Source organism: Polaribacter sp. SA4-12, from assembly GCF_002163675.1.
In the GTDB taxonomy this organism is placed as follows: domain Bacteria; phylum Bacteroidota; class Bacteroidia; order Flavobacteriales; family Flavobacteriaceae; genus Polaribacter.
Genome location: NZ_CP019334.1, coordinates 1,830,175 through 1,856,402, shown reverse-complemented (window position 1 = coordinate 1,856,402; position 26,228 = coordinate 1,830,175). Strand labels below are relative to the sequence as shown.

Annotated in this window: 18 protein-coding genes; 13 read left to right on the top strand and 5 right to left on the bottom strand. The window is 29.0% G+C overall.

Annotated features, from left to right (window positions below; all coding sequences use genetic code 11):
* Window position 1: 1 nt before the first annotated feature.
* Genes BTO07_RS08035 through BTO07_RS08015 form a run of 5 tightly spaced genes read left to right on the top strand, consistent with a single transcriptional unit; the run spans window position 2 to window position 6,872 of the window.
* On the top strand, window positions 2-592 hold the full coding sequence (locus BTO07_RS08035; RefSeq protein ID WP_198342525.1) for a sugar transferase: 591 nt from the start codon (window positions 2-4) through the stop codon (window positions 590-592).
* Between the two features lie 6 nt (window positions 593-598).
* The gene (locus BTO07_RS08030) at window positions 599-1,717 is read left to right on the top strand and encodes a DegT/DnrJ/EryC1/StrS family aminotransferase (RefSeq protein WP_232457109.1); all 1,119 of its coding nucleotides are present in this window, start codon (window positions 599-601) and stop codon (window positions 1,715-1,717) included.
* A gap of 29 nt (window positions 1,718-1,746) precedes the next feature.
* Window positions 1,747-3,642: a polysaccharide biosynthesis protein gene (locus tag BTO07_RS08025; RefSeq protein WP_087520741.1), complete on the top strand. Its 1,896-nt coding sequence runs from the start codon at window positions 1,747-1,749 to the stop codon at window positions 3,640-3,642.
* Window positions 3,643-3,682: 40 nt separating this feature from the next.
* A complete protein-coding gene (locus tag BTO07_RS08020) occupies window positions 3,683-4,471 on the top strand; it encodes a polysaccharide biosynthesis/export family protein (RefSeq protein WP_232457108.1) in 789 nt (262 codons plus the stop codon).
* 1 nt (window position 4,472) lies between these two features.
* The gene (locus BTO07_RS08015) at window positions 4,473-6,872 is read left to right on the top strand and encodes a GumC family protein (RefSeq protein ID WP_087520740.1); all 2,400 of its coding nucleotides are present in this window, start codon (window positions 4,473-4,475) and stop codon (window positions 6,870-6,872) included.
* A 32-nt stretch (window positions 6,873-6,904) separates the two neighbouring features.
* Here the strand turns inward: BTO07_RS08015 and BTO07_RS08010 are convergent, their stop codons facing one another.
* The gene (locus BTO07_RS08010) at window positions 6,905-7,642 is read right to left on the bottom strand and encodes a tyrosine-protein phosphatase (RefSeq protein ID WP_087520739.1); all 738 of its coding nucleotides are present in this window, start codon (window positions 7,640-7,642) and stop codon (window positions 6,905-6,907) included.
* A 157-nt stretch (window positions 7,643-7,799) separates the two neighbouring features.
* On the opposite strand from BTO07_RS08010, the gene BTO07_RS08005 reads away from it, so the two are divergent.
* Window positions 7,800-8,651, top strand: coding sequence for an N-acetylglucosamine kinase (locus tag BTO07_RS08005; protein WP_087520738.1), 852 nt, complete (start codon window positions 7,800-7,802; stop codon window positions 8,649-8,651).
* On the opposite strand, the gene BTO07_RS08000 is transcribed toward BTO07_RS08005, so the two are convergent.
* Together BTO07_RS08000 and gldJ are read right to left on the bottom strand one after the other, a co-directional pair.
* Entirely contained in the window at window positions 8,644-9,900 is a 1,257-nt protein-coding gene (locus tag BTO07_RS08000; RefSeq protein ID WP_087520737.1) for a UDP-N-acetylmuramoyl-tripeptide--D-alanyl-D-alanine ligase, read from the bottom strand. The genes BTO07_RS08005 and BTO07_RS08000 overlap by 8 nt on opposite strands.
* Window positions 9,901-9,970: 70 nt before the next feature.
* Window positions 9,971-11,641: a gliding motility lipoprotein GldJ gene (gldJ, locus tag BTO07_RS07995; protein WP_087520736.1), complete on the bottom strand. Its 1,671-nt coding sequence runs from the start codon at window positions 11,639-11,641 to the stop codon at window positions 9,971-9,973.
* A 201-nt stretch (window positions 11,642-11,842) separates the two neighbouring features.
* On the opposite strand from gldJ, the gene porU reads away from it, so the two are divergent.
* From porU to BTO07_RS07960, 7 genes are all read left to right on the top strand, one after another.
* Window positions 11,843-15,238, top strand: a complete 3,396-nt coding sequence (gene porU / locus BTO07_RS07990; RefSeq protein WP_087520735.1) for a type IX secretion system sortase PorU — start codon at window positions 11,843-11,845, stop codon at window positions 15,236-15,238.
* Between the two features lie 41 nt (window positions 15,239-15,279).
* Window positions 15,280-16,404: a type IX secretion system outer membrane channel protein PorV gene (porV, locus tag BTO07_RS07985; RefSeq protein WP_087520734.1), complete on the top strand. Its 1,125-nt coding sequence runs from the start codon at window positions 15,280-15,282 to the stop codon at window positions 16,402-16,404.
* Window positions 16,405-16,483: 79 nt separating this feature from the next.
* On the top strand, window positions 16,484-16,966 hold the full coding sequence (gene cdd / locus BTO07_RS07980) for a cytidine deaminase (RefSeq protein WP_087520733.1): 483 nt from the start codon (window positions 16,484-16,486) through the stop codon (window positions 16,964-16,966).
* Between the two features lie 61 nt (window positions 16,967-17,027).
* Window positions 17,028-17,408 carry a group III truncated hemoglobin gene (locus tag BTO07_RS07975; RefSeq protein WP_087520732.1) on the top strand — a complete coding sequence of 127 codons (381 nt, stop codon included), beginning with the start codon at window positions 17,028-17,030 and terminating at the stop codon, window positions 17,406-17,408.
* A gap of 145 nt (window positions 17,409-17,553) precedes the next feature.
* The gene (locus BTO07_RS07970) at window positions 17,554-18,618 is read left to right on the top strand and encodes a 3-oxoacyl-ACP synthase III family protein (protein WP_087520731.1); all 1,065 of its coding nucleotides are present in this window, start codon (window positions 17,554-17,556) and stop codon (window positions 18,616-18,618) included.
* Window positions 18,619-18,865: 247 nt separating this feature from the next.
* Window positions 18,866-20,401 (top strand): glutamine-hydrolyzing GMP synthase, encoded by a 1,536-nt coding sequence (guaA, locus tag BTO07_RS07965; protein WP_087520730.1) that lies wholly within the window; start codon window positions 18,866-18,868, stop codon window positions 20,399-20,401.
* 110 nt (window positions 20,402-20,511) lie between these two features.
* Window positions 20,512-22,014, top strand: a complete 1,503-nt coding sequence (locus BTO07_RS07960) for a LysM peptidoglycan-binding domain-containing protein (protein ID WP_232457107.1) — start codon at window positions 20,512-20,514, stop codon at window positions 22,012-22,014.
* A 338-nt stretch (window positions 22,015-22,352) separates the two neighbouring features.
* Here the strand turns inward: BTO07_RS07960 and BTO07_RS07955 are convergent, their stop codons facing one another.
* On the bottom strand, window positions 22,353-22,868 hold the full coding sequence (locus tag BTO07_RS07955) for a hypothetical protein (RefSeq protein WP_087520728.1): 516 nt from the start codon (window positions 22,866-22,868) through the stop codon (window positions 22,353-22,355).
* 92 nt (window positions 22,869-22,960) lie between these two features.
* A complete protein-coding gene (ccsA, locus tag BTO07_RS07950; RefSeq protein ID WP_087520727.1) occupies window positions 22,961-26,095 on the bottom strand; it encodes a cytochrome c biogenesis protein CcsA in 3,135 nt (1,044 codons plus the stop codon).
* Window positions 26,096-26,228 lie beyond the last annotated feature (133 nt).

Sequence of the window (26,228 nt, the reverse complement as noted above, 5' to 3'; positions counted from 1 at the left end):
AATGATTAAAAGGGTTTTTGATTTTATTATTTCATTTATTAGTTTACTTTTTATTTTTCCTATTTTATTTTTAATTTCAATTATTATAAAAATATCTTCTCCAGGACCTGTTTTCTATAAACAAACAAGAGTTGGTGAAAATAATAAGGATTTTAAAATATTTAAGTTTAGGACTATGCATTTAAATGCTGATAAAAAAGGGTTGTTAACGATAGGCGGTAGAGATCCCAGAGTAACAACCATTGGTTATTATTTACGGAAATCTAAATTGGATGAACTTCCTCAGTTGATTAATGTTGTAAAAGGAGATATGAGTTTTGTTGGGCCAAGACCAGAAGTAAGGCAATATGTAAACTTGTATTCTGAGACTCAAAAGAAAGTATTAAATGTAAAGCCAGGTATTACAGATTTAGCTTCTATTGAATTTAGAAATGAAAATGAGATTTTATCAGAACAAGAAGATCCAAATCAATATTATATTGATTATATTATGCCAAAGAAATTAGAAATCAATTTAAAGTATATTACTCAAAGGTCTTTAATAAAAGATTTAGATGTTATAATTAAAACTTTTATAGCAATTTTAAGATAATTAGTATTGAATGATAAAATACTTCTTTCCGCTTCAAATTTAAGTGATAATTCATTTTTAAAAGAAATGTTAATACAAGAGGAATCTCCTTTTTTTGATAACATAAATTCTTTTGAATCAAAATTAGAGTTATACTTGAGTAATAAAAATGTTGCCGCATTAAACTCAGGCACTTCTGCAATTCATTTAGCATTGATCTTAAGTGGAGTAGTTTTAGGAGATGAGGTGCTTTGTCAGTCTTTTACATTTGTAGCATCAGCAAACCCAATTGTTTATTTAGGTGCAAAACCTATTTTTATTGATAGTGAAAAGGATACATGGAATATGTGTCCAAAATATTTAGAAGAAGCAATTAAAGATAGAATATTAAAAGGAAAAAAACCAAAGGCAATAATAATAGTTCATTCATATGGAATGCCAGCAAAGATTGATGAAATTATATTAATAGCAAATAAATATAAAATAGAATTAATTGAAGATGCTGCCGGAGCTCTAGGCTCAACATTTAAAAAGATAAAATGTGGTACTTTCGGAAAATATGGTGTCTTTTCTTTTAATAGAAATAAAATCATTACAACTTCTGGAGGTGGAGCAATTGTTTGTAATAGAGAAATAGATAAACAGAAAGTTATTTCTTTAGCAACACAAGCTAGAATAAATGTAGTACATTATCAACATCAAGATGTAGGATATAATTATCGAATAAGTAATATACTTGCAGGAATAGGCGTTAAACAATTTGATTTATTAGATAAATATGTCAGTAGACGTAGAAAAAATAATCAATTCTATTCAGAATTGTTTAATAATATGGTTGGTATTACTCTGCATAAAGAACCTAACCCGAATTATTTTTCAAATCATTGGTTAACGTGTATTTTAGTTAATGAAAAACTAGCTGGTTTTTCAAAAGAAGATTTGAGGTTACAATTACTAAAAGATCATATTGAGTCTAGACCTTTATGGAAACCGATGCATTTACAGCCTGTTTATAAAGATTGTTCATATTATGGAGAATCTGTTTCTGAAAGATTATTTAAATCCGGGTTATGTTTACCTTCAGGATCTAATCTGACAGAAAATGATTTTGAACGAATCACAACTTCTATTAAGAAATTTTTGTAAATTTGGTTTTTATAATCTGTTAATAAAGAATGATAAGAAATTTTTTTTTAAAAGCCCTCAACAAATATGCCTCTAAGTGGGTTGTTTTTGTTATTGACATTATACTTATTTGTTTTGCGTTCATTGTAGCGTATTCTATTAGATTTGATATTAGTCTTAATTTTGATACTTCAATTTTAATATCACAACTAGTACTTGTTGTAATAATTGCGGCTATAAGTTTTTTAATTATTGGTTCCTATAAAGGGATTATAAGACATACGGGCACTAAAGATGTTTTTAATGTATTTGTAGGGGTTACAATTTTTAGTATGACTATTAGTTTTATGATGGTTGTAAATCAATTATTTAGGATAAACACAAGTTTCACCATCCCAAAATCTATTGTCCTTATTCATTATTTAGTTTCTGTCTTTGTTTTAATTATAAGTAGATATGTTTTTAAAGCATTTTATGAAGTTATATCTACAGAATTAAATTCAATCACAAATGCATTAATTTATGGAGCTGGAGATTCCGGTATAATCACCTATGGAGCTTTAAATAGAGAACGTGAAGGGAATTATCAAATTTTTGGATTTATTGATGATGATAAAAATAAAGTAAATAAAAAAATTGATAGAATTAAAATATACGATTTTTCTAAAATCACTAAAGAATTCATAGAAAAAAATGAAATTAGTGAAGTAATTATTTCAATTCAAAAAATAAAACCAAGTAAACTTTTAGAAATTACAGATAAATTAATAGCATTAAATTTAGATGTTAAGATTGTTCCTCCATTATCAAAATGGATTGAAGGAAATTTACAAGCGAATCAAATTAAACAAATTAATATTGAAGATTTATTAGATAGAGCTCCAATTATTATCGATAACCCAATTGTACAAAGAAAAGTAAATGATAAAATTGTATTAGTTTCTGGAGCCGCAGGTTCAATTGGAAGCGAAATTTCTAGGCAATTAAGTTTGTATTCATGTAAATTGATTGTTTTAATAGATCAAGCAGAATCACCACTTTATGATTTACAACAAGAATTAATTCAAAAAGGTGTTACTAATTTTGTAGCGATTGTCTCTGATGTCAGAGATAAGCATAAAATGTCTCGGATTTTTAAAAAATATAAACCAGAAAGAGTCTTTCATGCAGCAGCATATAAACATGTGCCATTAATGGAGAAATCACCGTATGAAGCCATAAAAGTAAATGTTTTAGGAACAAAAAACTTAGTAGATTTATCCATAGAAAATGAAATTGAGCGTTTTGTGATGGTTTCCACAGATAAAGCGGTGAATCCAACAAATGTTATGGGAGCTTCTAAAAGAATTGCAGAGTTGTATATTAGTTGTTCAAGTAAGCAGTCAGAAAAGACAAAGTTTACAACGACTAGATTTGGAAATGTATTAGGTTCTAACGGTTCTGTAATTCCTTTATTTAAAAGACAAATAGACAATGGAGGGCCTTTAACGGTTACTGATAAAGAAATTACAAGGTATTTCATGACAATTCCTGAAGCATGTAGCTTGGTTTTGGAAGCTGGTACAATGGGAAAAGGTGGAGAGATCTATATATTTGATATGGGGAAATCTGTTAAGATTTTTGAAATCGCTAAAAGAATGATTCATTTATCAGGATTAAAATATCCAGAAGATATAGATATAAAAATAACTGGGTTAAGACCTGGTGAAAAATTATATGAAGAGTTATTAGCTGATGGAGAAAACACGATAAAAACATATCATGAAAAAATAATGATTGCTAAAACCCAAAAAATAGATGATATTTATTTTAAATCAAAAATAGATGATTTATCATGTGGTTTTAATAAATTAGACAACCAAGAGTTGGTTTCATTAATGAAAAATTTAGTTCCAGAATACGTTTCTAATAATTCAGAATTTGAAACATTAGATAAAGTTAGTTAGGAATTAATTATTATCCTATTTTTGCAAAAAAAAATAAAATATGCTTAAAACAAGAAGTATGAATAGCAATTATTTGTTATTCGTTTTTTTATCAGTTTACTTTTTTTCGTCATGTGTATCTAAAAAAGAGATTATATATTTTCAAAATGATGAAATAGATCAATCTAAAGTCAGTAATAGTTATAAAACAATTATAAAACCAGATGATTTATTACAAATTACGATTACTGCACTAGATACTGAGGCAGTGAAACCTTTTAATTTGTCTGCAGTTACCTATTCTACATCCTCTAACTCTGCTATTGGTGTTGCGCAGCAACAAAGCTATTTAGTAGATAATAGTGGTGAAATTGATTTTCCTGTGATTGGTAAGTTGAAAATTGGAGGTTTGTCAAGGGATGAAGTTATTAACTTACTTAAAGAAAAACTTGAGCCTGATTATATTTTAAATCCCAATATAAATATTAGAATTGCCAACTATAAAATTAGTGTTTTAGGTGACGTTCGACAACCAGGTGCCTATACGATTCCGAATGAAAGAATTACTATTTTAGAAGCTATTGCCTTAGCAGGAGATATAAATATATCAGGTAAACGTGATAATATAATGGTTCAAAGAGAAGAAGATGGACAAAAAATACAATACAGAGTAAATTTGTTATCTAATAATATAAATATTTCTCCAGTGTATTATTTACAACAAAATGATGTGGTATATGTTGAACCCAATTATGCTAGAATTCAATCGGCATCTTCAAACTCAAATACCAGTTTATTTATTTCAGTAACTGGTTTAATAATAACAATAGTTTCTATACTTACTCGCTAACATGGAAGATTTTCAAGAAAAAAAAAATAAAGCTATACATAATAATGATACTTTAAATATTAGGGAAGAAGTTGAAAAATATTTAGTTCATTGGAAATGGTTTTTGCTTTTTACTATATTCTCTATAACTTTAGCTTATGTATATTTACGTTATGCAACACCTCAATATAGTGCAAGTACCTCAATTTTAATCAAAGACAATAATAAATCTGGTATTTCAGCTGAATTAGCTGCTTTTGAAGATTTAGGTATTGTTGGGGGCGGTTCTAGTAATAATACAGATAATGAAATTGAAATCCTAAAATCAAGAAAAATTATTGGAAGTGTTATTGATAGCCTTAATTTTGATGTTTCGTATTTTATAGAGGGAAGAGTAAAACAAGTAGAGGTTTATAAAAAGTCACCTATCATTTTCACTTTTATAAAAAAAGATTTGGCTCTGTTTTTTAAAGATACTTTAATCTCAGTATCAATTTCTAAGAATAAAAAGTTTACCTTAAAAGATGGTGAAGGGAACGTTCAATCTAAAAGTGAATTAAATTTACCTATAAGTTCTCGATTAGGCGTTTTTGAAATTTCTATGAATCCTAAAAGTAAAATTTCAGAGATATTTGAGAAAGAAATTATTGTAAAAATAACACCTAGGTATAAAGTAATTACTAAATATAAAAAAAAGTTAGGAGTATCAGTTGTTAGTAAAAATTCTTCAGTAATAAACCTTTCTATAAATGATGCGATTATACATAAAGCAGAAGATTTTTTAAATGAAGTAGTAAAACAATATAATATTGATGCAATTAATGATAAAAATGAAGTTTCTCGTAAAACGAAGGAATTTATAGATGATCGTATTCGCAGTGTAGGTAAAGAGCTTAATTCAATTCAAGATAGGATTAAGGATTATAAAAGTGAAACTGGCTTTACTGGTGTCTCTAATGAAGGGGAATTAATTTTAGAAAACTTATCTCTAAATAATCAAAATATTTTTGCAATTCAAACACAATTAAACTTGGCGAAATGGATACAAGAAAATATAAAGAAACAAACGAATGGTGTCTATGAATTGTTGCCAACAAATTTAGGTTTTGAGAATGATAATATTACTAAGGGAATCGTAACTTATAATGAACTTATTAGTAATAGAAATAGACTGGTTGTAAATGCAGGTGTGAAAAATCCACAATTGATCGCATTGGAAAATGAAATTTCTAATCTCAAATTAAATTTAAAGCAAAATTTACAAAATTTAACTTCTTCTTTAAGTGTTCAGTACAAGCAGCTAAAAAGGGAAGAAGCGAGAATAAGTTCTAAAAAGTCTACAATACCAGTTGTTGAAAGAGGTTTTATTGATATTGCGAGACAACAAGAAATTATATCAGGTTTATTTTCTTATTTATTAAAGAAAAAAGAGGAAACAGCGATCTCGTTAGCAGTTGCAGTATCAAATGCAAAAATTATTGATGTCGCTTATGGGCCTAATATACCAATTTCACCAAAAAGAAAAATTGTGTATTTAGCTGCTTTATTATTGGGACTAATAATCCCTTTTATTATTATTTACATTAAAAACCTTTTAGATACAAAAATACACTCAAGAAAAGATATCGAGGAATTAACAAGTTTACCTTTTATAGGAGATGTACCTCATTCAGAGACAAATGATAAAATTGTTATTGGAAATGATGCAAGAACAAGTACGGCAGAAGCTTTTCGTTTGATAAGAACTAATTTAGATTTTATGTTACCTAGTTCTATTAGAAATAATAAAGGAGGTAAAACTATTTTTATTACTTCTACTACAAGTGGGGAAGGAAAGTCATTTATATCTATTAACCTAGCAGCAGCCCTTTCTCTATCAAATAAAAAAGTATTGTTAATGGGTATGGACTTAAGAGCACCAAAGGTGACGGAATATCTTGGATTATCAGAAAGAAAAGGAATTACGAACTTTATCACTAATAATGAAATTTCGCTATCTGATGTTAAATTTTCAATACCAGAAATAGAAGGTTTGGATATCATTTCTTCAGGAGTAATTCCTCCAAATCCAGCTGAATTATTATTAACAAATAAAGTGAATGCATTATTTGAAGAAGTAAAGAAAGATTACGATTATATTATCGTAGATACAGCACCAGTAAACCTTGTGACAGATACTTTGTTAATCGCTAAATATGCGGATATGTTTATGTACGTTACTAGAGCAAATTATTTAGATAAACGAATGCTAAATGTACCTCAGACTTTATATAACGAGAAAAAATTACCCAATATGGCTATTGTTTTGAACGATACTGATATGAAAAAAGGGTATGGTTATGGTTATGGTTATGGCTATGGTTATGGAAATGGCTACATAGATGAAGTTAAAAAACCTTGGTATAAAAGAATTTTAAGTTAAAATAAAAGCATCCATTTGGATGCTTTTATTTTTTATAGGAACTTTTTATTATTATTTAATAAGTGATTTATTTTTTCTAAATTCTTTTTAGTACCAATTTTTTTTAGAAGAGCTAAATGATTATGATGATGGGTATCAGTTCCAACAAAGTCATATAAATTCTCTTTTAAAAGTTTGTCAGAAATTTTTTGAACACCTTTTCCATATTGTTCAGTAAGAGATAATAAGTTTAACTGAAATAAACAACCTGCTTTTTTTAGTTTATGATAATTTTTAAAATCATTATGATAAAAACTATATCGTTCAGGATGTGCTAAAACAGGCTTGTATCCTTTTAATTGTATTTCAAATAAAATTTCATAAATATTAAGTGGAGCACTAAAATAAGACATTTCTACAAGAACAAAATTATCTTTTAAAGTCAGTATATCATTGTTTTCTAAAAGTTTAGAAAACTGCTCATCCATCATGTATTCTGCAGCAGCATCAATAGATATATCTTTTATATTCCTTTTTATAAGCTCTTCTTTTACTTCCTGTAATTTTTCTTTTATAGTATTTGAAGAATTTGCATAAACATCTCCTAAAACATGGGGTGTAGTTATTATATTTTTAATTCCATAAGAACGCATTTTTAGAATTAACTCAATAGAGTTGTCTAAATTTTTAGCCCCGTCATCAATACCTGGTAGCAAATGCGAATGAATATCAACAAAACCTTCCGAAAAAAAATCTATTAAAGGAATTTCCTTTTTCTTAAAAAAAATCATATCAATTATTTATTACAAATTTACAATAATTTAACCTATTTTTTTTTCTTATCCTTAATCAAAATAGTTAAAAGAATTAAAACGAAAACGATTGATTGGTTTACTATTGTATATGAATTTTACTTATAATATCTTTGAGTATAAAATATAAATAATTATGATTTTAATTGCAGATGGAGGCTCAACAAAAGCAGATTGGATTGCTATAGGTGAAGATAAGGAAGAAGCTTTTAGAACAAGGACTTTAGGGCTAAACCCTGCTGTTGTTCCTGAAGAAGAATTACACAATAGAATCATTAATATGTTTCAACTTATTAATGTTAAAGATGAAGTAAAAGAAATTCATTTCTATGGTGCTGGTTGTGGTACACCAAAGCCAATTAAAATATTAAAAGATATATTAGAATCAATTTTTATTAATGCTAAAATCTTTATATCCGAAGATATGTTAGCAGCAGTTTATGCAGCATCTAAAAACGAACCTGCTTTAGTTTGCATATTAGGTACAGGATCTAATAGTTGTTATTATGATGGAACTAATATGGAAATGTTAGTGCCTTCTTTGGGATATATTTTAATGGATGAGGCAAGTGGTAATTATTTTGGTAAAAAACTAATAGTTGATTATTATTACGGTAAAATGCCAAGTGAAATTGCCGAGAAATTTAACGAAGAATTTAATTTAGATGCAGACTATATTAAAAGAAACCTATATAGAGAATCTAATCCTAACATGTATTTAGCATCTTTTGCAAAATTTATGTTTGATTTTAAAGATGAAAAATATATTAAAAAAATAATTAAAAAAGGATTTCAAGAATTTTTTAAATATAGAATATTACCATATAACAAAACATCAGAAACACCAATCTATTTTATTGGTTCAATAGCACATTACTTTAGAGATATTCTTGAAAAGGTTGCTAAAAAGAACAATTTAAAAGTAACAGGTGTAATACAAAGACCAATTGATAATCTATTAGAATATCACAAGAGTATTATTAAATAATAACATCTAACAGTCTTTCTAAACGCATTCCTCTTGAACCTTTAATCAGAATTGATTGATCTTTAAGAGGATTGTTTTTAATGTGTTCTAACAAGTCTTCAAATGTTTTAAATCGATTGTTCTTTGTTTTCGTTTGATAAAAATTTTCACCTACAAAATAAGAATTGTCAAATTCTAAGTTTTCCACCAAATCTACAATAGCTTGATGCTCTTCTAAACTAGTTTCTCCTAGTTCGAACATATCACCTAAAATAATAGTTTTATGTTTTTCATCAATAGCATTAAAATTATCTAAAGCAGCTTTCATACTGCTAGGATTTGCATTGTAAGCGTCTAAAATAATTTTGTTTGAAGATTTTATGATAATTTGCGAACGGTTATTATCTGGAGTGTAACTTTCAATAGCGTTTTTAATTTCTGTATCATTAACATCAAAAAAACTACCAATTGTACAGGCAATTGCAATGTTTGTATAATTATATTTTCCGATAAGATTACTTTGAATATCATTAGAGTTAAAAGATAGTTTTACAAAGGGATTTACTTCTAGAAATTTTAAACTATCATCAAAAGGAATCGTCTTTATTCTTTCTGTCTTATCAATTTGAATAGGATCATTAGGATTTATAAATGCTGTTTTATTGTTCTTTTCTAAGAAAGTATACAATTCACTTTTTCCTTGGATTACTCCTTCAATTCCTCCAAATCCTTCTAAATGTGCTTTTCCGAAATTAGTTATGTAACCAAAGTCTGGTTCGCAAAGTGAGCATAAAAAGGCAATTTCTTGTTTGTGATTTGCACCCATTTCTACAATTCCTATTTCAGTTTTAGGTGTCATCGAAAGCAATGTCAATGGAACACCAATATGATTATTTAGGTTTCCTATTGTAGCTGTTGTTTTATATTTTTTTGATAAAACAGCGTTTATTAACTCTTTGGTAGTTGTTTTACCATTACTGCCTGTCAAACCTATAATAGGTGTTTTTAATGTGTTTCTATGATATTTTGCTAGACTTTGTAGTGTTTCTAGAACATTATCAACTAAAATAGTATGAGTATGGGTATTATATTCTTCTTCATCAATAATCGCGAATATAGCACCGAGTTTAATGGCTTTTTCTGCAAATTTATTTCCGTTAAAATTGTCACCTTTTAGGGCGAAAAAAAGTGTATTATTTCTAATGTTTCTTGTATCTGTATCTACAAGATAATGTTTAGAATATAAATTATAAATGTCTTTAATCTTCATTCTTTAAAAATAAAAAAAACCTCACTGTAAATCATACAGTGAGGTCATAATTTTTTAATAAAATATTTTATTATCTAGCTGGGTTTCTAGCGGTTCTTTTTTTGTAAGTCATTGGGCCTACTTTGTCAGTAACACATCTAAAACCAATATAGTTTGTTGCCATATATTCTGGTAAATATCTTCTTTGAGCAGGGTCTAACCAGTATTCTCTATCAGACCAAGCACCACCTTTATATACTCTTGTACTATTGCTAATTAAGGTAGTCCTTTTTTTAGCATCATTTTCTACTACTTCTCTTCCCGTGTCAGGATCAATAACTCTTGTAGGTCTTCTTGGAGAATTATACATACTTGGTCTAGAGCCAAATTCTTCTTTATCATCTTCATAGAATCTAGATGAGTTTAAGTCTCCATCACCAATGTCCGTATTATCAGAAACTGTAAAGTTTCTTCTTAATGTTACATCGTCTTTTGTAATTGGAATGTACTTAATGCTTCCTGGTAATTGTTTTGGTATTATTTTTCCATTCGGTAAAGTGTCATATTCTACTTCAGCTCCAGCAGAACCATCAGCGATAACAACTTTTCCATCCTTATCAATCATTTTTCTAGTAAATACATTACCTCTAAAATAATTGAAATCATTTGCTTCATTGTCTATAATAGGTCTATAAACATCGGCAACCCATTCAGAAACATTCCCAGACATGTCATATAAACCAAATCCATTTGGCGGATAAGATTTTACTCTAATAGGAATATCAGAACCATCAGAACTCCAACCAGATAAACCACTGTATTCACCTTTACCTTGTTTAAAGTTTCCTAATTGATCTCCTCTAAATCTTTTGTCTTTTTCTCTTGTATACTTACCATTCCAAGCATATTTTTTTCTACCTCTAATATTGTTGTATTCTCTGTTTTCAATGTTTGCTTTAGCAGCAAATTCCCATTCTGCTTCAGTTGGTAATCTAAATTTCTGACTTAGAACACCATCAGCTTGTGTGATTTTTCTTCCTTGAAAAGAACCTTTTTGACTTTTTACAGAACCTCTTGATCTGATACCTCTTTTATAAACAGTAGTGTCACCTTCGAAAAGTCTGTCAGAATCTGCTAAGAAAACTTCAGTATCAAAGAAATTTCTAAGTGTATCGTTTGCGAAAATATTTTTGATGTACCCTTTATCTATTAACTTTTTTAAGTTAACAGCATCTGTACGCCATTTACAATATTGGTTTGCTTGTAACCAACTAACACCTACTACTGGATAATCTGCATAAGCAGGATGTCTTAAGTAATTTTCAGATAAAATATCTGTATTTCCCAAACTTTTTCTCCACACCAATGTGTCTGGTAAAACAGAATTATATATATGCTTGTAGTTTTCTTCCGATGGAGGAAAAACATCCTTTATATATTGTACATATAAGAAGTATTCTGAGTTGGTGACTTCTGTTTCATCCATAAAAAATGAACGAATGTGCATTTTTTTAGGTGTTGTGTTCCAATCAAACATAACGTCGTCTTGTACTTGTCCCATTGTAAAAGAACCTCCTTCAATAGCAACCATTCCCAAAGGAACTTCTTGACCAGCAAATGAGCCTCCTCTAATATAGTTACCAAATTTAGAATTATTAAAAGGTAATCCTGTAAGTGTCGAATTTCCTGAGGTTGTCTTACTACAGCTAGCTAAAGCTAAGATTGATAGAACAACTAAAGATATTTTAAATATGTTTCTCATTTCCTAATTGAAAATTGTTTAGGGTTTTTATTATAGCGATGCAATTTACAATAATAATACATTCAAACAAGTAATTTGCTAATTTTAACGCTTCATTTTTCCATTCACAAATTATTAAACGAATGCTTTTTAAATTTAGTATAATTTATCTGCATTAGTGCTAAAATATCTATAAATAATTTGCGTTATTTGAATACAATTATGAATAGACCCATTTTAATCCTTTTTTTTAGTTTTTTTGTCCAGTTAATTCCCGCTCAAGTAACTAGTTCTGTATTGGCTTCTGGAGACTGGTTTAAGTTTTCTGTAGATACTACAGGTGTTTTTAAAATAGATAAAAACTTATTACAACAAATAGGAGTTTCTACAAACGACTTAAATCCTAAGAAAATTCATATTTATGGAAGTGGTGGTAGTTTACTTCCGGTTCTAAACTCAGATTTTAGGTATGATGATTTACAAGAAAATGCGATATATATAGAAGGTGAAAATGATGGTTCTTTCGATAATTCTGATTTTATCCTTTTTTATGCAAAAGGACCTCATGATTGGATTGTAAATACAACTACTAATACAGCAAAACATAGACAAAACATCTATTCTGATGAAGCTTATTATTTTATCACAGTTTCTAATATCGATGGAAAGAGAATTCAACAAAAAACGCCATTAACCACAAATGCAACTACACAAATAAGCACTTTTAATGATTATACTTTTTATGAAAAAGAGGAGATAAGTTTATTTGCAGCAGGTACTCAGTGGTTTTTTAATGATGATTTTAATATAGAGAATACTCAGAGTTTTAAAATACCTTTTCCAAATGCTTTAGCCGATGAAAATATAAGTATTAAGGTTCGAGGAGTTTCTACATCAGTTGCTTCATCATCTATGGCTGTAAAAATTAATGGGACTGATATTTATAATCTTAGTTTTTCTTCTGTAAATCCAAGTTCATTAACAAAAGCAAATACTTCAGAAAGAACTGCAAATATTAAAAATTCATCAAATGTAATTGATGTTTCTATTGTGTATGATAATGGAGGGAACCCTTCTGCAAATGCATATTTAGATTATATTGAAGTCGTTGGAAAGAAGCAATTAATCGCAGATGGAAATCAGTTTTCTTTTAGAAGCTTTGAGCAAGCTAATGCAGCAAATACCATAGAATATCAGATTGAGAATAATACAAATATTTTTCAAGTTTGGGATGTTAGTAATTCAATAGATCCTAAAAATATTACAAATGAAGATACTAGTAGTAATTTTATTTTTAAAGATAATTCAGGTGTTTTGAAAGAATATGTGGTATTGAATCAAAATGATTATTATACCCCTAATTCGCTTCAAAATGGGAGAATTTTAAATCAAGATTTACACGCTATAAAAGACATTAATTATATTGTAATCACAAATTCAGAATTGTCTTCTGAAGCACAAAGATTGGCAGATTATCATCAAACAAACTCAAATCTTACCACTAAAGTTGTTGTCTTAGATGCTATTTATAATGAGTTTTCTTCTGGATCTAAGGATATTACAGGAATAAGAGATTTTTTAAAACATGTGTATACTACAAATTCATCCGAAGAAAAAAAACTACAATATGTTTGTTTTTTTGGTGATACTTCGTATGATTATAAAGACAGAATTGCTGGAAACAATAATATTGTGCCCGTAAAATTATCTGAAAACAGTTTTAATTTAGCGAGTTCTTGGGTTACTGACGATTTTTTTGTGATGCTAGAAGATAATGAAGGAACTATGAACTCAAGCCACACTATAGATGTTGCTTCTAGTAGAATTCCTGTGTCAACAGTTAGTCAAGCTAAAGATGTAGTTGATAAAATTTTAACCTATTATACTAAAACTTCAATAGGAGATTGGCGAAATACAATTACACTTTTAGCAGATGATATAGATGCAAGTGGAGAAGAAGTAATAGAACAAGGAGTAGAAACGATTGCTGATGAAATTAGGGTAAATAAACCTATTTTTAACGTTAATAAAATTTATGCGGATTCTTATGTACAAGAGAATTCTTCTGGTGGAGAGCGTTATCCAGAAGTGAAAAGTGCAATTACAAATGCTATTGAAAAAGGAACTTTAGTCTTTGATTATTTTGGTCATGGAGGAGAAGATGGTTTTGCGTCTGAAAAAATTTTAGAAAAACCACAAATACAGAGTTTTAATAACCCTAATACCTTACCTCTTTTAATTACAGTTACTTGTGATTTTTCTAGATTTGATAACCCCAGTAGAATTACTGCAGGAGAACTTACTTTATGGAATGCTTCCGGTGGAGCAGCAAGTATGATAACCACAACAAGAGAGGTTTTTATTTCTGTAGGTCAACGTTTTAATCAAGAATTAATTAGAATTTTATTAGAGTTTAATAATGAAGATTTAACGATTGCAGAATCTTTAATGAAAACCAAAAACGAATTTACAAATACTCAAAAATTCTTTATTTACCATTTTGGTGATCCTGCTATGAAATTAGCGGTTCCACAACCAAACATTAGAATAACAAAAATGAATGGTAAAGATATTTCACAACCTTTAGATACTTTAAAAGCATTGTCTAAAGTTAGTTTTGAAGGAGTCGTTGTTGATGATTCTAATATTGTTTTAAGTGATTTTAATGGTTCTCTTTCTACAACTGCTTTTGATAAACCAATTGATAAAACTACTTTAGATAATGATGGTTTTGGAGTTAAAATGACTTTTGATACTCAAGACAGTAAACTATTTAGAGGAAAGTCTACTGTTGAAAACGGAAGCTTTAAGTTTGATTTTATTGTGCCTAAAGATATTAAAATTGCTTACGGAAAAGGAAAGTTAAGTTTTTATGCAGAAAATGGCGAAATAGATAAAGCAGGTTATAATTTTGATATTGTTGTAGGGGGAATAAATGAAAACGCTCCTGATGATACAGTCGGTCCAGAAATAAGACTGTACATGAATGATGAATCTTTTATTGAAGGAGGTAACACAAATGTGTCCCCAAATTTAATTGCAGTTTTATCTGACCCAAGTGGAATTAATACGTCATTAACTGCTGTAGATCATGATATTGTTGGTGTTTTAGATGGCGATAATACGAATCCTATTATATTAAATGATTTTTATCAAACAGAATTAAACGATTTTACTACCGGAAAAGTAAATTACAAATTACGAGATTTAGCAGTTGGCCCTCATACTTTAAAAATAAAAGCTTGGGACACTTACAATAATTCGTCAGAAGCTACGTTAAACTTCGTGGTTGTTAGCGATGCGATTCTAAATTTAGAAAATGTTTTAAATTACCCAAATCCTTTTGTAAATTACACCGAGTTTTGGTTTAATCATAACAAACCTAATGAAACACTAGAAGTACAAGTTCAGGTTTTTACTGTTTCTGGTAAATTAGTAAAAACAATTAATCAAAATGTTGTAACAACAGGTAATTTAGCAAGAAGCATTACTTGGAATGGTTTAGATGATTTTGGTAATAAAATAGGAAAAGGAGTTTATATTTATAAATTAAAAGTAAAATCAACATCAAGTAATCTAGTTGCAGAGAAGTATGAAAAATTAGTAATACTTCAATAAAAATTAGATATATTGTCAAACAAAAATCAGAATCATATCAAATGAAAAAATTAGGAATCTATTTTTTACTTTGTGCATTTGTAAGTGTAAAAGTATCAGCACAAACAAATACTGAAGTTACAGGAGGAATTACAACAGCTACACCATTTTTATTAATTGTGCCAGATGCAAGAGCAGGTGGTATGGGAGATATGGGAGTTGCAACATCTGCAGATGCTTTTTCTCTTTTTCATAATGCAGCAAAAATGACCTTTAGTAATAGACAGGTTAAAACAGGTATAACATATTCTCCTTGGTTACGTAATTTAACAGATGATATTTTTATAGGAAGTGCTTCTTATATGAATCGTTTTAGTGAAAATGCAGCTTGGGGAGCAGATTTTAAATATTTTTCTTTAGGTCAAATTGATCTAACAGATAGTAATGGAAACGCTAATGGAACGATTAATCCGAACGAATTTGTAGCAACAGGTTCTTATGCTTTAAAATTAAGTGAAACTTTTTCTATGGGAGTTGGGTTAAAATATATTCGATCTAACTTAGCTTTTAACGGTACTTCTGGTAACTCTTTACAACCAATTAACTCTTTTGCGGTTGATGTTTCGGGGTATTATCAATCTTTAGAAGAAAACTACGGAAACTTTAATGGACGTTATAGATTAGGTTTTAATATTGCTAATATTGGACCAAAAGTTGCTTATACCCCAGGTAATGAAGATTTTATTCCAACTAATTTAAAAATAGGTGGTGGGTTTGATTTTATTTTAGACGATTACAATACAATCTCTACAACAGTAGAATTTACAAAATTATTAGTTCCACATACAGGTGATGATTCTGATCAAGACACAGGTTGGGTAGAAGGAATCTTTAGCTCTTTTGGCGACGCTCCTGGAGGATTTAGTGAAGAAATTAAAGAATTTACATACGCTTTTGGAGCAGAGTATTTATACAATAATGCTTTTGCTTTAAGAGGAGGTTATTTTCATGAAAGTGAAGACAAAGGAAATAGACAGTATTTTACTTTAGGTGGTGGGTTTAAAACCAATGCATTAAATATAGATTTATCTTACTTAATTAATTCTTCTGATGTAAATAATCCTTTAGAAAACTCTTTACGTTTCTCTTTATCATTTGATTTAGGAGAAGTTTTTGATGATTATTAAAAGTCAATTATTTTTAGTAAATTTATAACAACATTTAGAAGCAGTCAATCAAGGCTGCTTTTTTTGACGAACAGATTTTATGAGAAAAATTGAAATTTCAACTTCAGCAATTATTTATAACGATATTTCAGAGCTTTCTGCAGAAGATAATATGTTAATGAATAAAGCAATAGAAGCAAGAAAAAAAGCATACGCACCATATTCTAAGTTTAATGTAGGTGCTGCTTTATTGTTAGATAATGGAGAAATTGTTTTAGGAAATAATCAAGAAAGTGCAGCGTATCCTTCTGGTATGTGTGCAGAAAGAGTTGCTATTTGGAAAGCTGGATCTACGTATCCAGATATGAAAATTAAAAAGTTAGCAATTTCAGCAAGTTCATCAATTTCTAAAGTAGATAAACCTGTAGGGCCTTGTGGTGCTTGTAGACAAACGTTATCTGAATATGAAATAAATCAGAAAGAATCATTCCCTGTTATTTTTATGGGAGAAGTAGGTGAGGTTGTAAAAACAGAATCACTGCTTTCTTTATTGCCTTTTTCTTTTGATAGCTCTTATCTTTAAAATTTAATTTTACTAAAAAATCACTTCGAGCGTAGTCGAGAAGTTTTTATTACAATATAAAATGAAACCAGATATTTCATCAAGAGAAGATATAAAACTTATTATTACTAAGTTTTATGATTTGTTATTGGCAGATCAAAAAATGATTCCTTTTTTCGAGGATATTGTTGTGCAAAATCATTTAGAAGAGCATTTAGATGTCATTTCAGACTTTTGGAATGATATTCTTTTTGATACAAATTCATATTCTAATAACGTGATGAAAAAACATGTTGATAAAAATGTTTTTGTTGAATTTAAGAAAGAGCATTTTACAATTTGGATGTCGTATTTATCTGAAACTATTGATGCTCATTTTGATGGCGAAAATACTTTCAATATGAAAAATAGAGCAAGGTCTATCGCTACTGTTATGGAACTAAAGCTAGATATTTATAAATAAAACACTTAACTTCTTTTTTAAGTTTCTCTCCTGAAAAATGTTCGTTTGAATATCATTTTTTTAAACAAATTATTATTGTATTTATTGAAGATTTTGTACTTTAGAGGCTTATATTTTCTCAAAAAAAATAAATTTTTTTTTAATTATGATTTCATCAAAAATAACGGGAACAGGAACTTTTATACCGTCAATTATAAAAGAAAATAAAGATTTCTTAGATAAAGATTTCTTAAACGAAGATGGAACGTCTTTTAGTACTGATAATGATGAAATTATAGAGAAATTTAAAGCGATTACAGGTATTGCTGAAAGACGGTATGCAAAACCAGAATTTAATACTTCAGATTTGGCTTTTTTTGCTGCTCAAAAAGCAATAGAAGATGCAAATATTAATAAAGAAGATCTTAGTTATATTATTGTAGCTCATAATTTTGGAGATGTAAATGCAGGTTCTAATCAAACTGATTTATTACCAAGTTTAGCAACAAGAGTTAAACATAAATTAGGAATTGAAAACCCTAATTGTGTTGCTTATGATATTCTTTTTGGTTGCCCAGGTTGGGTTGAAGCTACTATCCAAGCCCACGCATTTATAAAAGCAGGTATGGCTACTAAATGTTTAGTAATTGGCGCAGAAACTTTATCTAGAGTGGTAGATGAATCTGATAGAGATTCTATGATTTTTAGTGATGGAGCTGGAGCTTGTATTTTAGAAGCAACAGAAGAAGTAGGGTCAGGGGTTTTAAGTCATGCTACTCAAACGTATGCAAAAGACGAGGCATTCTATCTTCATTATGGAGAATCTTTTAATAAAACGAAAGAAGACGATGTTCGTTATATTAAAATGCTAGGAAGAAAAATTTATGAATTTGCATTGGTAAACGTCCCTATAGCTATGAAAGTTGCTTTAGATAAAAGTGGTGTTTCTATAGATGAAGTTAAGAAGGTTTTCATTCATCAAGCAAACGAGAAAATGGATGAAGCAATAATAAAACGTTTCTTTAGATTATTCAAAAAGAAAGTTCCAGAAGGAGTGATGCCTATGAGTATTTATAAATTAGGAAATAGTTCTGTTGCAACGGTACCAACTTTATTAGATTTAGTTTTAAAAGGACAAATTGAAAATCAAGAAGTAAATAAAGGAGATGTAGTAATTTTTACATCTGTTGGAGCTGGAATGAACTTAAACGCGATTGTTTATAGGTTTTAACCTAGGAGGATATTTATCATAAGTAAAATAGTATTATCACAAAACAGGTTAGACAAATTAAGTCTAACCTGTTTTTTTTTAGCGTAAGTTGTTTCAGAATGATTTTAGATGACTAAAAGTTTAGAAATCGATAACAATTTTCATCAAAAAATTAAACATATTATATCATTTTACTAACGAATTCTAATTCGTGAGAAAAAATATGAATTTCAGTGTTAAAATTTAATCTGAAATAGTATTTTTGCGCATGCAACAACACAACGTACTTATTTTAGATTTCGGATCGCAATACACACAACTAATTGCGAGAAGAGTAAGAGAATTAAACATTTACTGTGAAATTCATCCTTATAATCATCAACCTGCAAACGCAAGCGAATTTAAAGCAGTTATCTTATCAGGTAGCCCAAACTCTGTAAGAGGTGAAAATGTTTTACATCCTGATTTATCAGAAATTAGAGGAAAAAAACCTGTTTTAGCGGTTTGTTATGGAGCACAATATTTAGCTCATTTTTCTGGCGGACAAGTAGCTCCTTCTAACACAAGAGAATATGGAAGAGCAAATTTATCATTTGTAAAAAGTGGTGAAACTTTCTTTGAAAATATTTCTGAAGGTAGTCAAGTTTGGATGAGTCATTCAGATACTATTAAAGAATTGCCAACTAATGGAGAATTATTAGCAAGCACAAAAGACGTTGAAAATGCGGCTTATAAAATTAAAGGTGAAGATACTTTTGCTATTCAATTTCACCCAGAAGTGTATCATTCTAAAGATGGAAAACAATTATTAGAAAACTTTTTAGTTAAAATTGCAGGTGTAGCACAAACTTGGACTCCAGATTCTTTTGTAGAAAGTACTGTAGCAGCAATTAGAGAAAAAGTAGGAAACGATAAAGTTGTTTTAGGACTTTCTGGAGGTGTAGATTCTTCAGTAGCAGCAGTTTTATTAAACAAAGCAATTGGAGAAAACCTATATTGTATTTTTGTTAATAACGGACTTTTACGTAAAAATGAGTTCGAAACTGTATTGAAAAGATACGAAGGAATGGGATTAAACGTTAAAGGTGTAGATGCATCGGCACGTTTTTTGAAAGCATTAGAAGGATTAACAGATCCTGAGAAAAAAAGAAAAGCAATTGGTAACTCTTTTATTGAAGTTTTTGATGATGAGGCACACAAAATAACAGATGTAACTTGGTTAGCACAAGGAACTATTTATCCTGATGTAATTGAGTCTGTTTCTGTAAATGGAGGTCCATCTGCAACTATTAAAAGTCATCATAATGTGGGAGGTTTACCAGATTATATGAAATTAAAAATTGTAGAACCTTTAAAAATGATTTTTAAAGACGAAGTAAGAAGAGTAGGGGCTTCTATGGGAATTGATCCTGAGTTATTAGGACGTCATCCTTTTCCTGGTCCAGGTTTAGGAATTCGTATTTTAGGTGATATAACTGCAGAAAAAGTAAGAATTTTACAAGAAGTTGATGCTGTTTTTATAAACGGATTAAAAGAAGATGGCTTGTATGATAAAGTTTGGCAAGCAGGTGCAATGTTACTTCCAGTAAACTCTGTTGGAGTAATGGGAGATGAAAGAACGTATGAAAAAGTTGTAGCTTTAAGAGCTGTAGAAAGTACAGATGGAATGACTGCAGATTGGGTAAATTTACCTTACGAATTTTTGCAGAAAACATCTAATAAAATTATAAATCAAGTAAAAGGTGTAAATAGAGTTGTTTATGATATCAGTTCTAAACCACCTGCAACAATAGAATGGGAATAAAGTATATGAAACATGTAAAATTTTTTGTTTTTCTATGTATTTTAACGTTTACTGTTTCATGCGGTCAACAAAAAAAATACGTTGAATATAAGGTGAAGAAAGGTGAAACTATGAGAATTATAGCCAAGAAATTGGATATGAAAACCTCAGATTTATTGCGTTTGAATCCTGATTTTGGTAGAAAACCAAAAGAAAATTCAGTTATTGTAATTCCGAATAAAAAAATAAGACTTGCTGATAATTCTATTAAAAGTGATGCTTTAAAAGATGTTATAAAAGATGACGTTAAAAAGGAAGAAGCAATAAAAGAAGAAAAGGAAGAACTTATAGAAGAGCTTAAAAAGAACTTTATTGTTTATGAAGTTAAAAAAGGAGATACTTTTTATAGTCTAACTCGTTTTTACAATGTTTCTCAAGAAGAAATGATTGTTTTAAACCCTATTTTATCGGAAGGTTTAAAAGTTGGGCAAGTCATAAAAATAAAACCAATAGAAGAAGGAGATGCGTCTGAAAATCATATTTATGAAGATGTCATTGATGAAAATATTTCTTTAAAAGTTGCATTACTACTTCCTTTTAAAACAAATGAAAATGATACAATAAAATCTAAAGATCTTTTCACAAAAAATAGATTGGCAAATATTGTAACTGATTTTTATTTAGGAGCAGAATTAGCAATTGATTCTTTAAGAAAACAAGGAATACAAATAGATTTAAACGTTTTTGATACAGAAACTAAGAGTACAAAAATTAGAAGTATCTTATCAGAAAATGACCTAGATAATAACGATGTTATTATTGGTCCTTTATATTCAGAAGAAGCAGAAGTTGTTGCAAATAAAGTAAATACTCCTGTAGTTTTTCCTTTGTACTCAAAAAAACAACATCGATTTTCTTCATCACAATTGATAAAAACTTCACCAGAGAAAAAAGTTTTTAGAGAAGAATTAACTACTTATATAAAAGGCAATTTTATAAAAGGGAATTTAATTTTAGTAGGCGATGGAAAATCAGCGTCAAATAGTTCTAATGCTATAATTAAGCAATCCTTAGAATCTCACGATTCTATTAGCGTTGTAAATGTGTTAAAGCCTAAAAATGGATATATAGCCAAAGATCGTTTCTTAAAAATTTTAAAACCAAATGAAGACAATTGGGTTGTTTTAACTTCTGATAATACTATTTTAGTTGCAGATGCAATTAACAGTTTAATTAGTTTGCCAGAAGATACGCATGTTCGAGTTTTTGCAATTAATAAAGGAAAAGCGTTTGACAAAATAGCCAACTCTAAGTTAGCTAAAATCAACTTGACTTATGTAAGTGATGAGTATGTAGATGAAGCTTCTGCTTCAACGCAATTATTCAACAAGCAGTATTATATGAAGAATAATGCGTTACCATCTTTTCATGCAACCAAAGGTTTTGATATTACTTATGACGTTTTAATGCGTTTAGCTTCTGGAGAGAATTTAAAAGCAACTTTTAAAGAAGGAGCATCTTTTAGAGTAGAAAGTAAGTTCGATTATTCTAACAAGTTATTTGGTACTTCAGAGAATAAAGGGTTGTTTATTGTTCAATATAATAAAGACTTAAGTTTAACAAGATTAAAGTAGTTGTAGTTGCTTAAACGGTAGTTTCAATTTTACTTTGATAACTATTTTTAGAAGCTATTCCTGCTTTTCATTATATCTTTTTATTATTGTCATTGCCATAGTTTATTTACTTGTAAACTATGGCAATTTCATTTAAATAAGAAACTGTTTCTTTATATATGGGCCATAAAAAGGATGCCATTTCAATCAGGGCTAAGTGTGTTTGCAAACGATTTACAGAATCAAAACTATTTACATTCTTAAAATTGTTAGTTGCTAAGAGTTTTACACAAAAATTATAAAAACTAAAAAATCCGCTTAAAAGCGGATTTTTTTTATATCAGTAAGAATGAAAAGAATTAGATCTTCTTCATTTGATCTTTCATCATTTTCATTTGATCTTTCAACATTCCATGTTTATCTAACTTTTTAGCTTCAGCCATTAAAAGAGTTGCTTCACGTTTACGTCTTTTGGTCATAGAAATACCAGCTAATTGTAGTTTTGCCATTGCTAAATCATGATCCATTGCTAAACCTAATTTTACAGCTTTACGCAAGTACTTTTCAGCTTGTGTAATATTTGTCTGACTTAATATAATTCCGTGTAAATAGTTATAATAACCTTGTTGTTTTGTAATTAAAGCAGCTTCAGGGTTTTTAATATAACCTAACCATTTTTTTGTTCCTTCAAAGTTTTGTTTACGTAACTGTAAAAAAGCCATTAAAATAAACTCATTTTTAAAGTATAACAAAACAAAAATCCCTGCTAATAATAAGATAGAGATTCCGTTCATTATATTAACCTGACTAAATTGATACACAGCCCAAACAGTAAGTAAACCTGCAATTGCTAATTTTATATTTTTATGAAACATATTAAATAATTCTTTTTTTGTCCTCTCAAGAGCAGTTGAGAGATTGTTTTTAAATCAATTGCAAAAATACATTTTCTTGCGAAACTATATCGTTACTTTTTAAAGTATTTCTTGTACTTAAAGGATGCAACAACTGTTAATAAAATTAATGTTGCAATATAAATATAAGCTTCTTTTGGTGTTACAGATTGGTCTCCACTTGCATAAGAATGCAAACCAGCTAAATAGAAGTTTACACCAAAATAAGTCATCATTATAGATAAATATGCAAATGCTGAAGCAAAATTAAAAGATAATCTACCTCTTAAACCTGGTATTAAACGCATGTGTAAAACAAAAGCATAAATCATAATAGAGATTAAAGCCCAAGTTTCTTTTGGATCCCAACCCCAATAACGTCCCCAACTTTCATTTGCCCACATTCCTCCAAGAAAGTTACCAATAGTTAACATTACTAAACCAACGGTAATTGCCATTTCGTTAATAATGGTAATTTCTCTAATATTTAAATCCATTTTCTTTTTATTCTGTTCGGTTGTAAAAACCATAAGAATTAAAGCGAAAATACCAAGAATCATTCCTAATGAAAGTGGTCCGTAACTAGCTACAATAATAGAAGTATGAACTAAAAGCCACCAAGAATTTAAAACAGGTTGTATGTTTGCAATTTCTGGATCTAACCAGTTTTGACCTGCAAAAAATAATGTAATTGCTGCTAAAAATGTAGCTGCTGTAATTGTTAAGGCAGATTTTCTTCCGATAAGTAGACCGAATAACATTGTTGCCCAAGCAACAAAAATAATAGATTCATATGCGTTTGTCCAAGGTGCATTTCCACTAATATACCAGCGAGAAATTAAACTTAAAGTATGTACAATAAATAAACCAACAATAACAATTATTAATATTTTCACAGTATTATTAACCCATTTTTTAGGATTGAATATTTGCCATAAAACAAAAATTATTAAAAGTAAACTTGTATAACCATAGTACTTTACAAGTTTTTGAAATGGTTGAATCTTATTATAAGAAATCTCTAAATCAATTCTTTTTTCTGATGGATGTACTTCAGATCCAAACTTCATTTGAAACTTTTTAATTCCATCTAAAATTTGATCTGCTTTAGAATAATCATTTGTCTTTTTTGCATCCTGTAAAAACTGAATATAAACAGGTAAAGATTGACGAACAAAAACAGAATCTGTCCCTTTAAAACCTGCAGTAGAACTTTCTGGTTGAGAAACCCAAGTGTTATTATCATCATTAGGAATTGGGAAAATGCGTAAAATACCACCACCAATAGCACTGTATAATAAACCTACACGTTTATCAATTTTAATTAAATCTTTCTCGAACTTATTTTTTACATTTTTCTTTTGTGCTTCAGCAACTTGATCTTTTATTTTATACGCTCCTCTAGGAGTAATAAAATCAGATAAACGAGCATATTTAGCAGTCACAGGTATGCTTAGCTGTTCTCTAATTTTAGTATTCCCTTTTTCTAAATAAATAACTGGTACTTCAAACCAAAGTCTTGGGTTTTCTATAATAGATAACAAAACCTGACTTGGTTTCATGTCTTTAAAAGTTTCTGTTTTACTAACTTTTCTAACTAATTCAGAAGCAAAAGTATGTGCTGGTTTCATTCGTCCACCAGCATCTTGTACAACTAGTTTGTTGAAACTTTCGGCATGATCAACATCAACTAAATTTGCTTTTAAAATAGAGTCTATTTGTTGTTCTGTAATTTTATTTGGTTGATGTGCATCGTGCTGTGCAAAACTAAAACTTGAAATAAATAATGCTGCTACAATAGATAACGTCATTTTTTTCTTTCTAATTTTTCTCAAACCATCTTTTAAATCATCAAAACGAGTGTTTTTAGCAAAAAGAATACAAATTAAACCAATGTATAAAAGAGAATATCCTAAATACGTAATAAAAGTTCCTAAGAAATCATGGTTTACAGAAAGATGAGTTTGTTCTACCGGACCTGATAAATCGTAGCTCGATTGAAAGAATTTATATCCTTTGTGGTCTAAAATATGATTCATAAAAATTCTATAATCATATGTTTCGTTTTGATCAATAACAGTAACTTCACTTGCATAAGCTGCAGCACTTTCTGACCCTGGATATTTTTCTAATTGAAAGTCATTTAATTTTACAGCAAATGGAGTTTCTAAAACATTAGCGCCATACCACATTCTAAAATTTAAATTACCAATAGTTAGTTCTTTTACACCATCAACATTATATTTACCACCAGAAAGTTCTACTTGTTTTGTTTCATTATTAGTTGTTACATCAAATACAACTACATCTAATTTTTTATTATCTTTTGGTCCACTAACAGTTTTCATAATTCCTTTTTCAGCAGGTCTTGGAATCACAAATTGTAAGCCGGCAACGTTGTGTAGTGTTAAAAATTGAAAATTTTGAACAGAATCTTTTACAATGTTTCCTCTTTTTTGATCTGCCATTCTAAACCAATCACCATCATCTTTAGAAATCATTTTTAAGTTTCCATCTTCTTTTGTAAAGTTGATAGAAGCATTATTATTAGAAGCATCAAAACCAACTAAAACTCCATGAATATTCTGAATCGTTCCTTTCTTAATCCAATGTTCATGACGAGTTCCTTCAGAAGATTCTACAAAAAACAGATGATCTACACCATTTTCATCTTCTACTAATTTCTTTTCTGCCCAAGGAATATAGTTTACTAATTTAAAATCTATCTTTTGGGCTTTAAAATTTGATGTAAATTCAAGATTATTTTCACCCCAAGCAGATAATAATAAACTTTGCTCAATATTAGGAGTTCTTTGGTTTTTTCCATCATCAACAGCTACATTTAAATACGTTGTTTCAGATAAAAACTGACTTGTAGTTTCTCCTTCATTTATCAGCATAATACCTTCATAACCAATATAACGTGTAACACCAGCTCCAATAAGAATGAATAAAAATGCTAAATGAAACATTAAAACAGCCCATTTCTCTTTTCTGTAAAGTCTATATCTAAAAATATTTCCGAAGAAATTAATTACAAAAAATACCATAATTAACTCAAACCACCAAGTATTATAAACTAAGGCTTTCGATGTTTGTGTTCCGAAATCGTTTTCTATAAAGGTTGCAATTCCCATTGCTGTAGCGAAAAGGATAAATAATACGGCTGTTAAGCGTGTAGAATATAGTATGTTAAGAATTTTTTTCATTCGGTTTTAGTGGTTTTTTAAAGTCTCGCAAATTTACGGATAAAAGAAATAAAACTACATCTTGAAAAGTTCTTTTTTAATGTTAAGGTTTGTTAAAAAAAGAGTGGAGTTTTTTTGAGATTTTGATGAATTG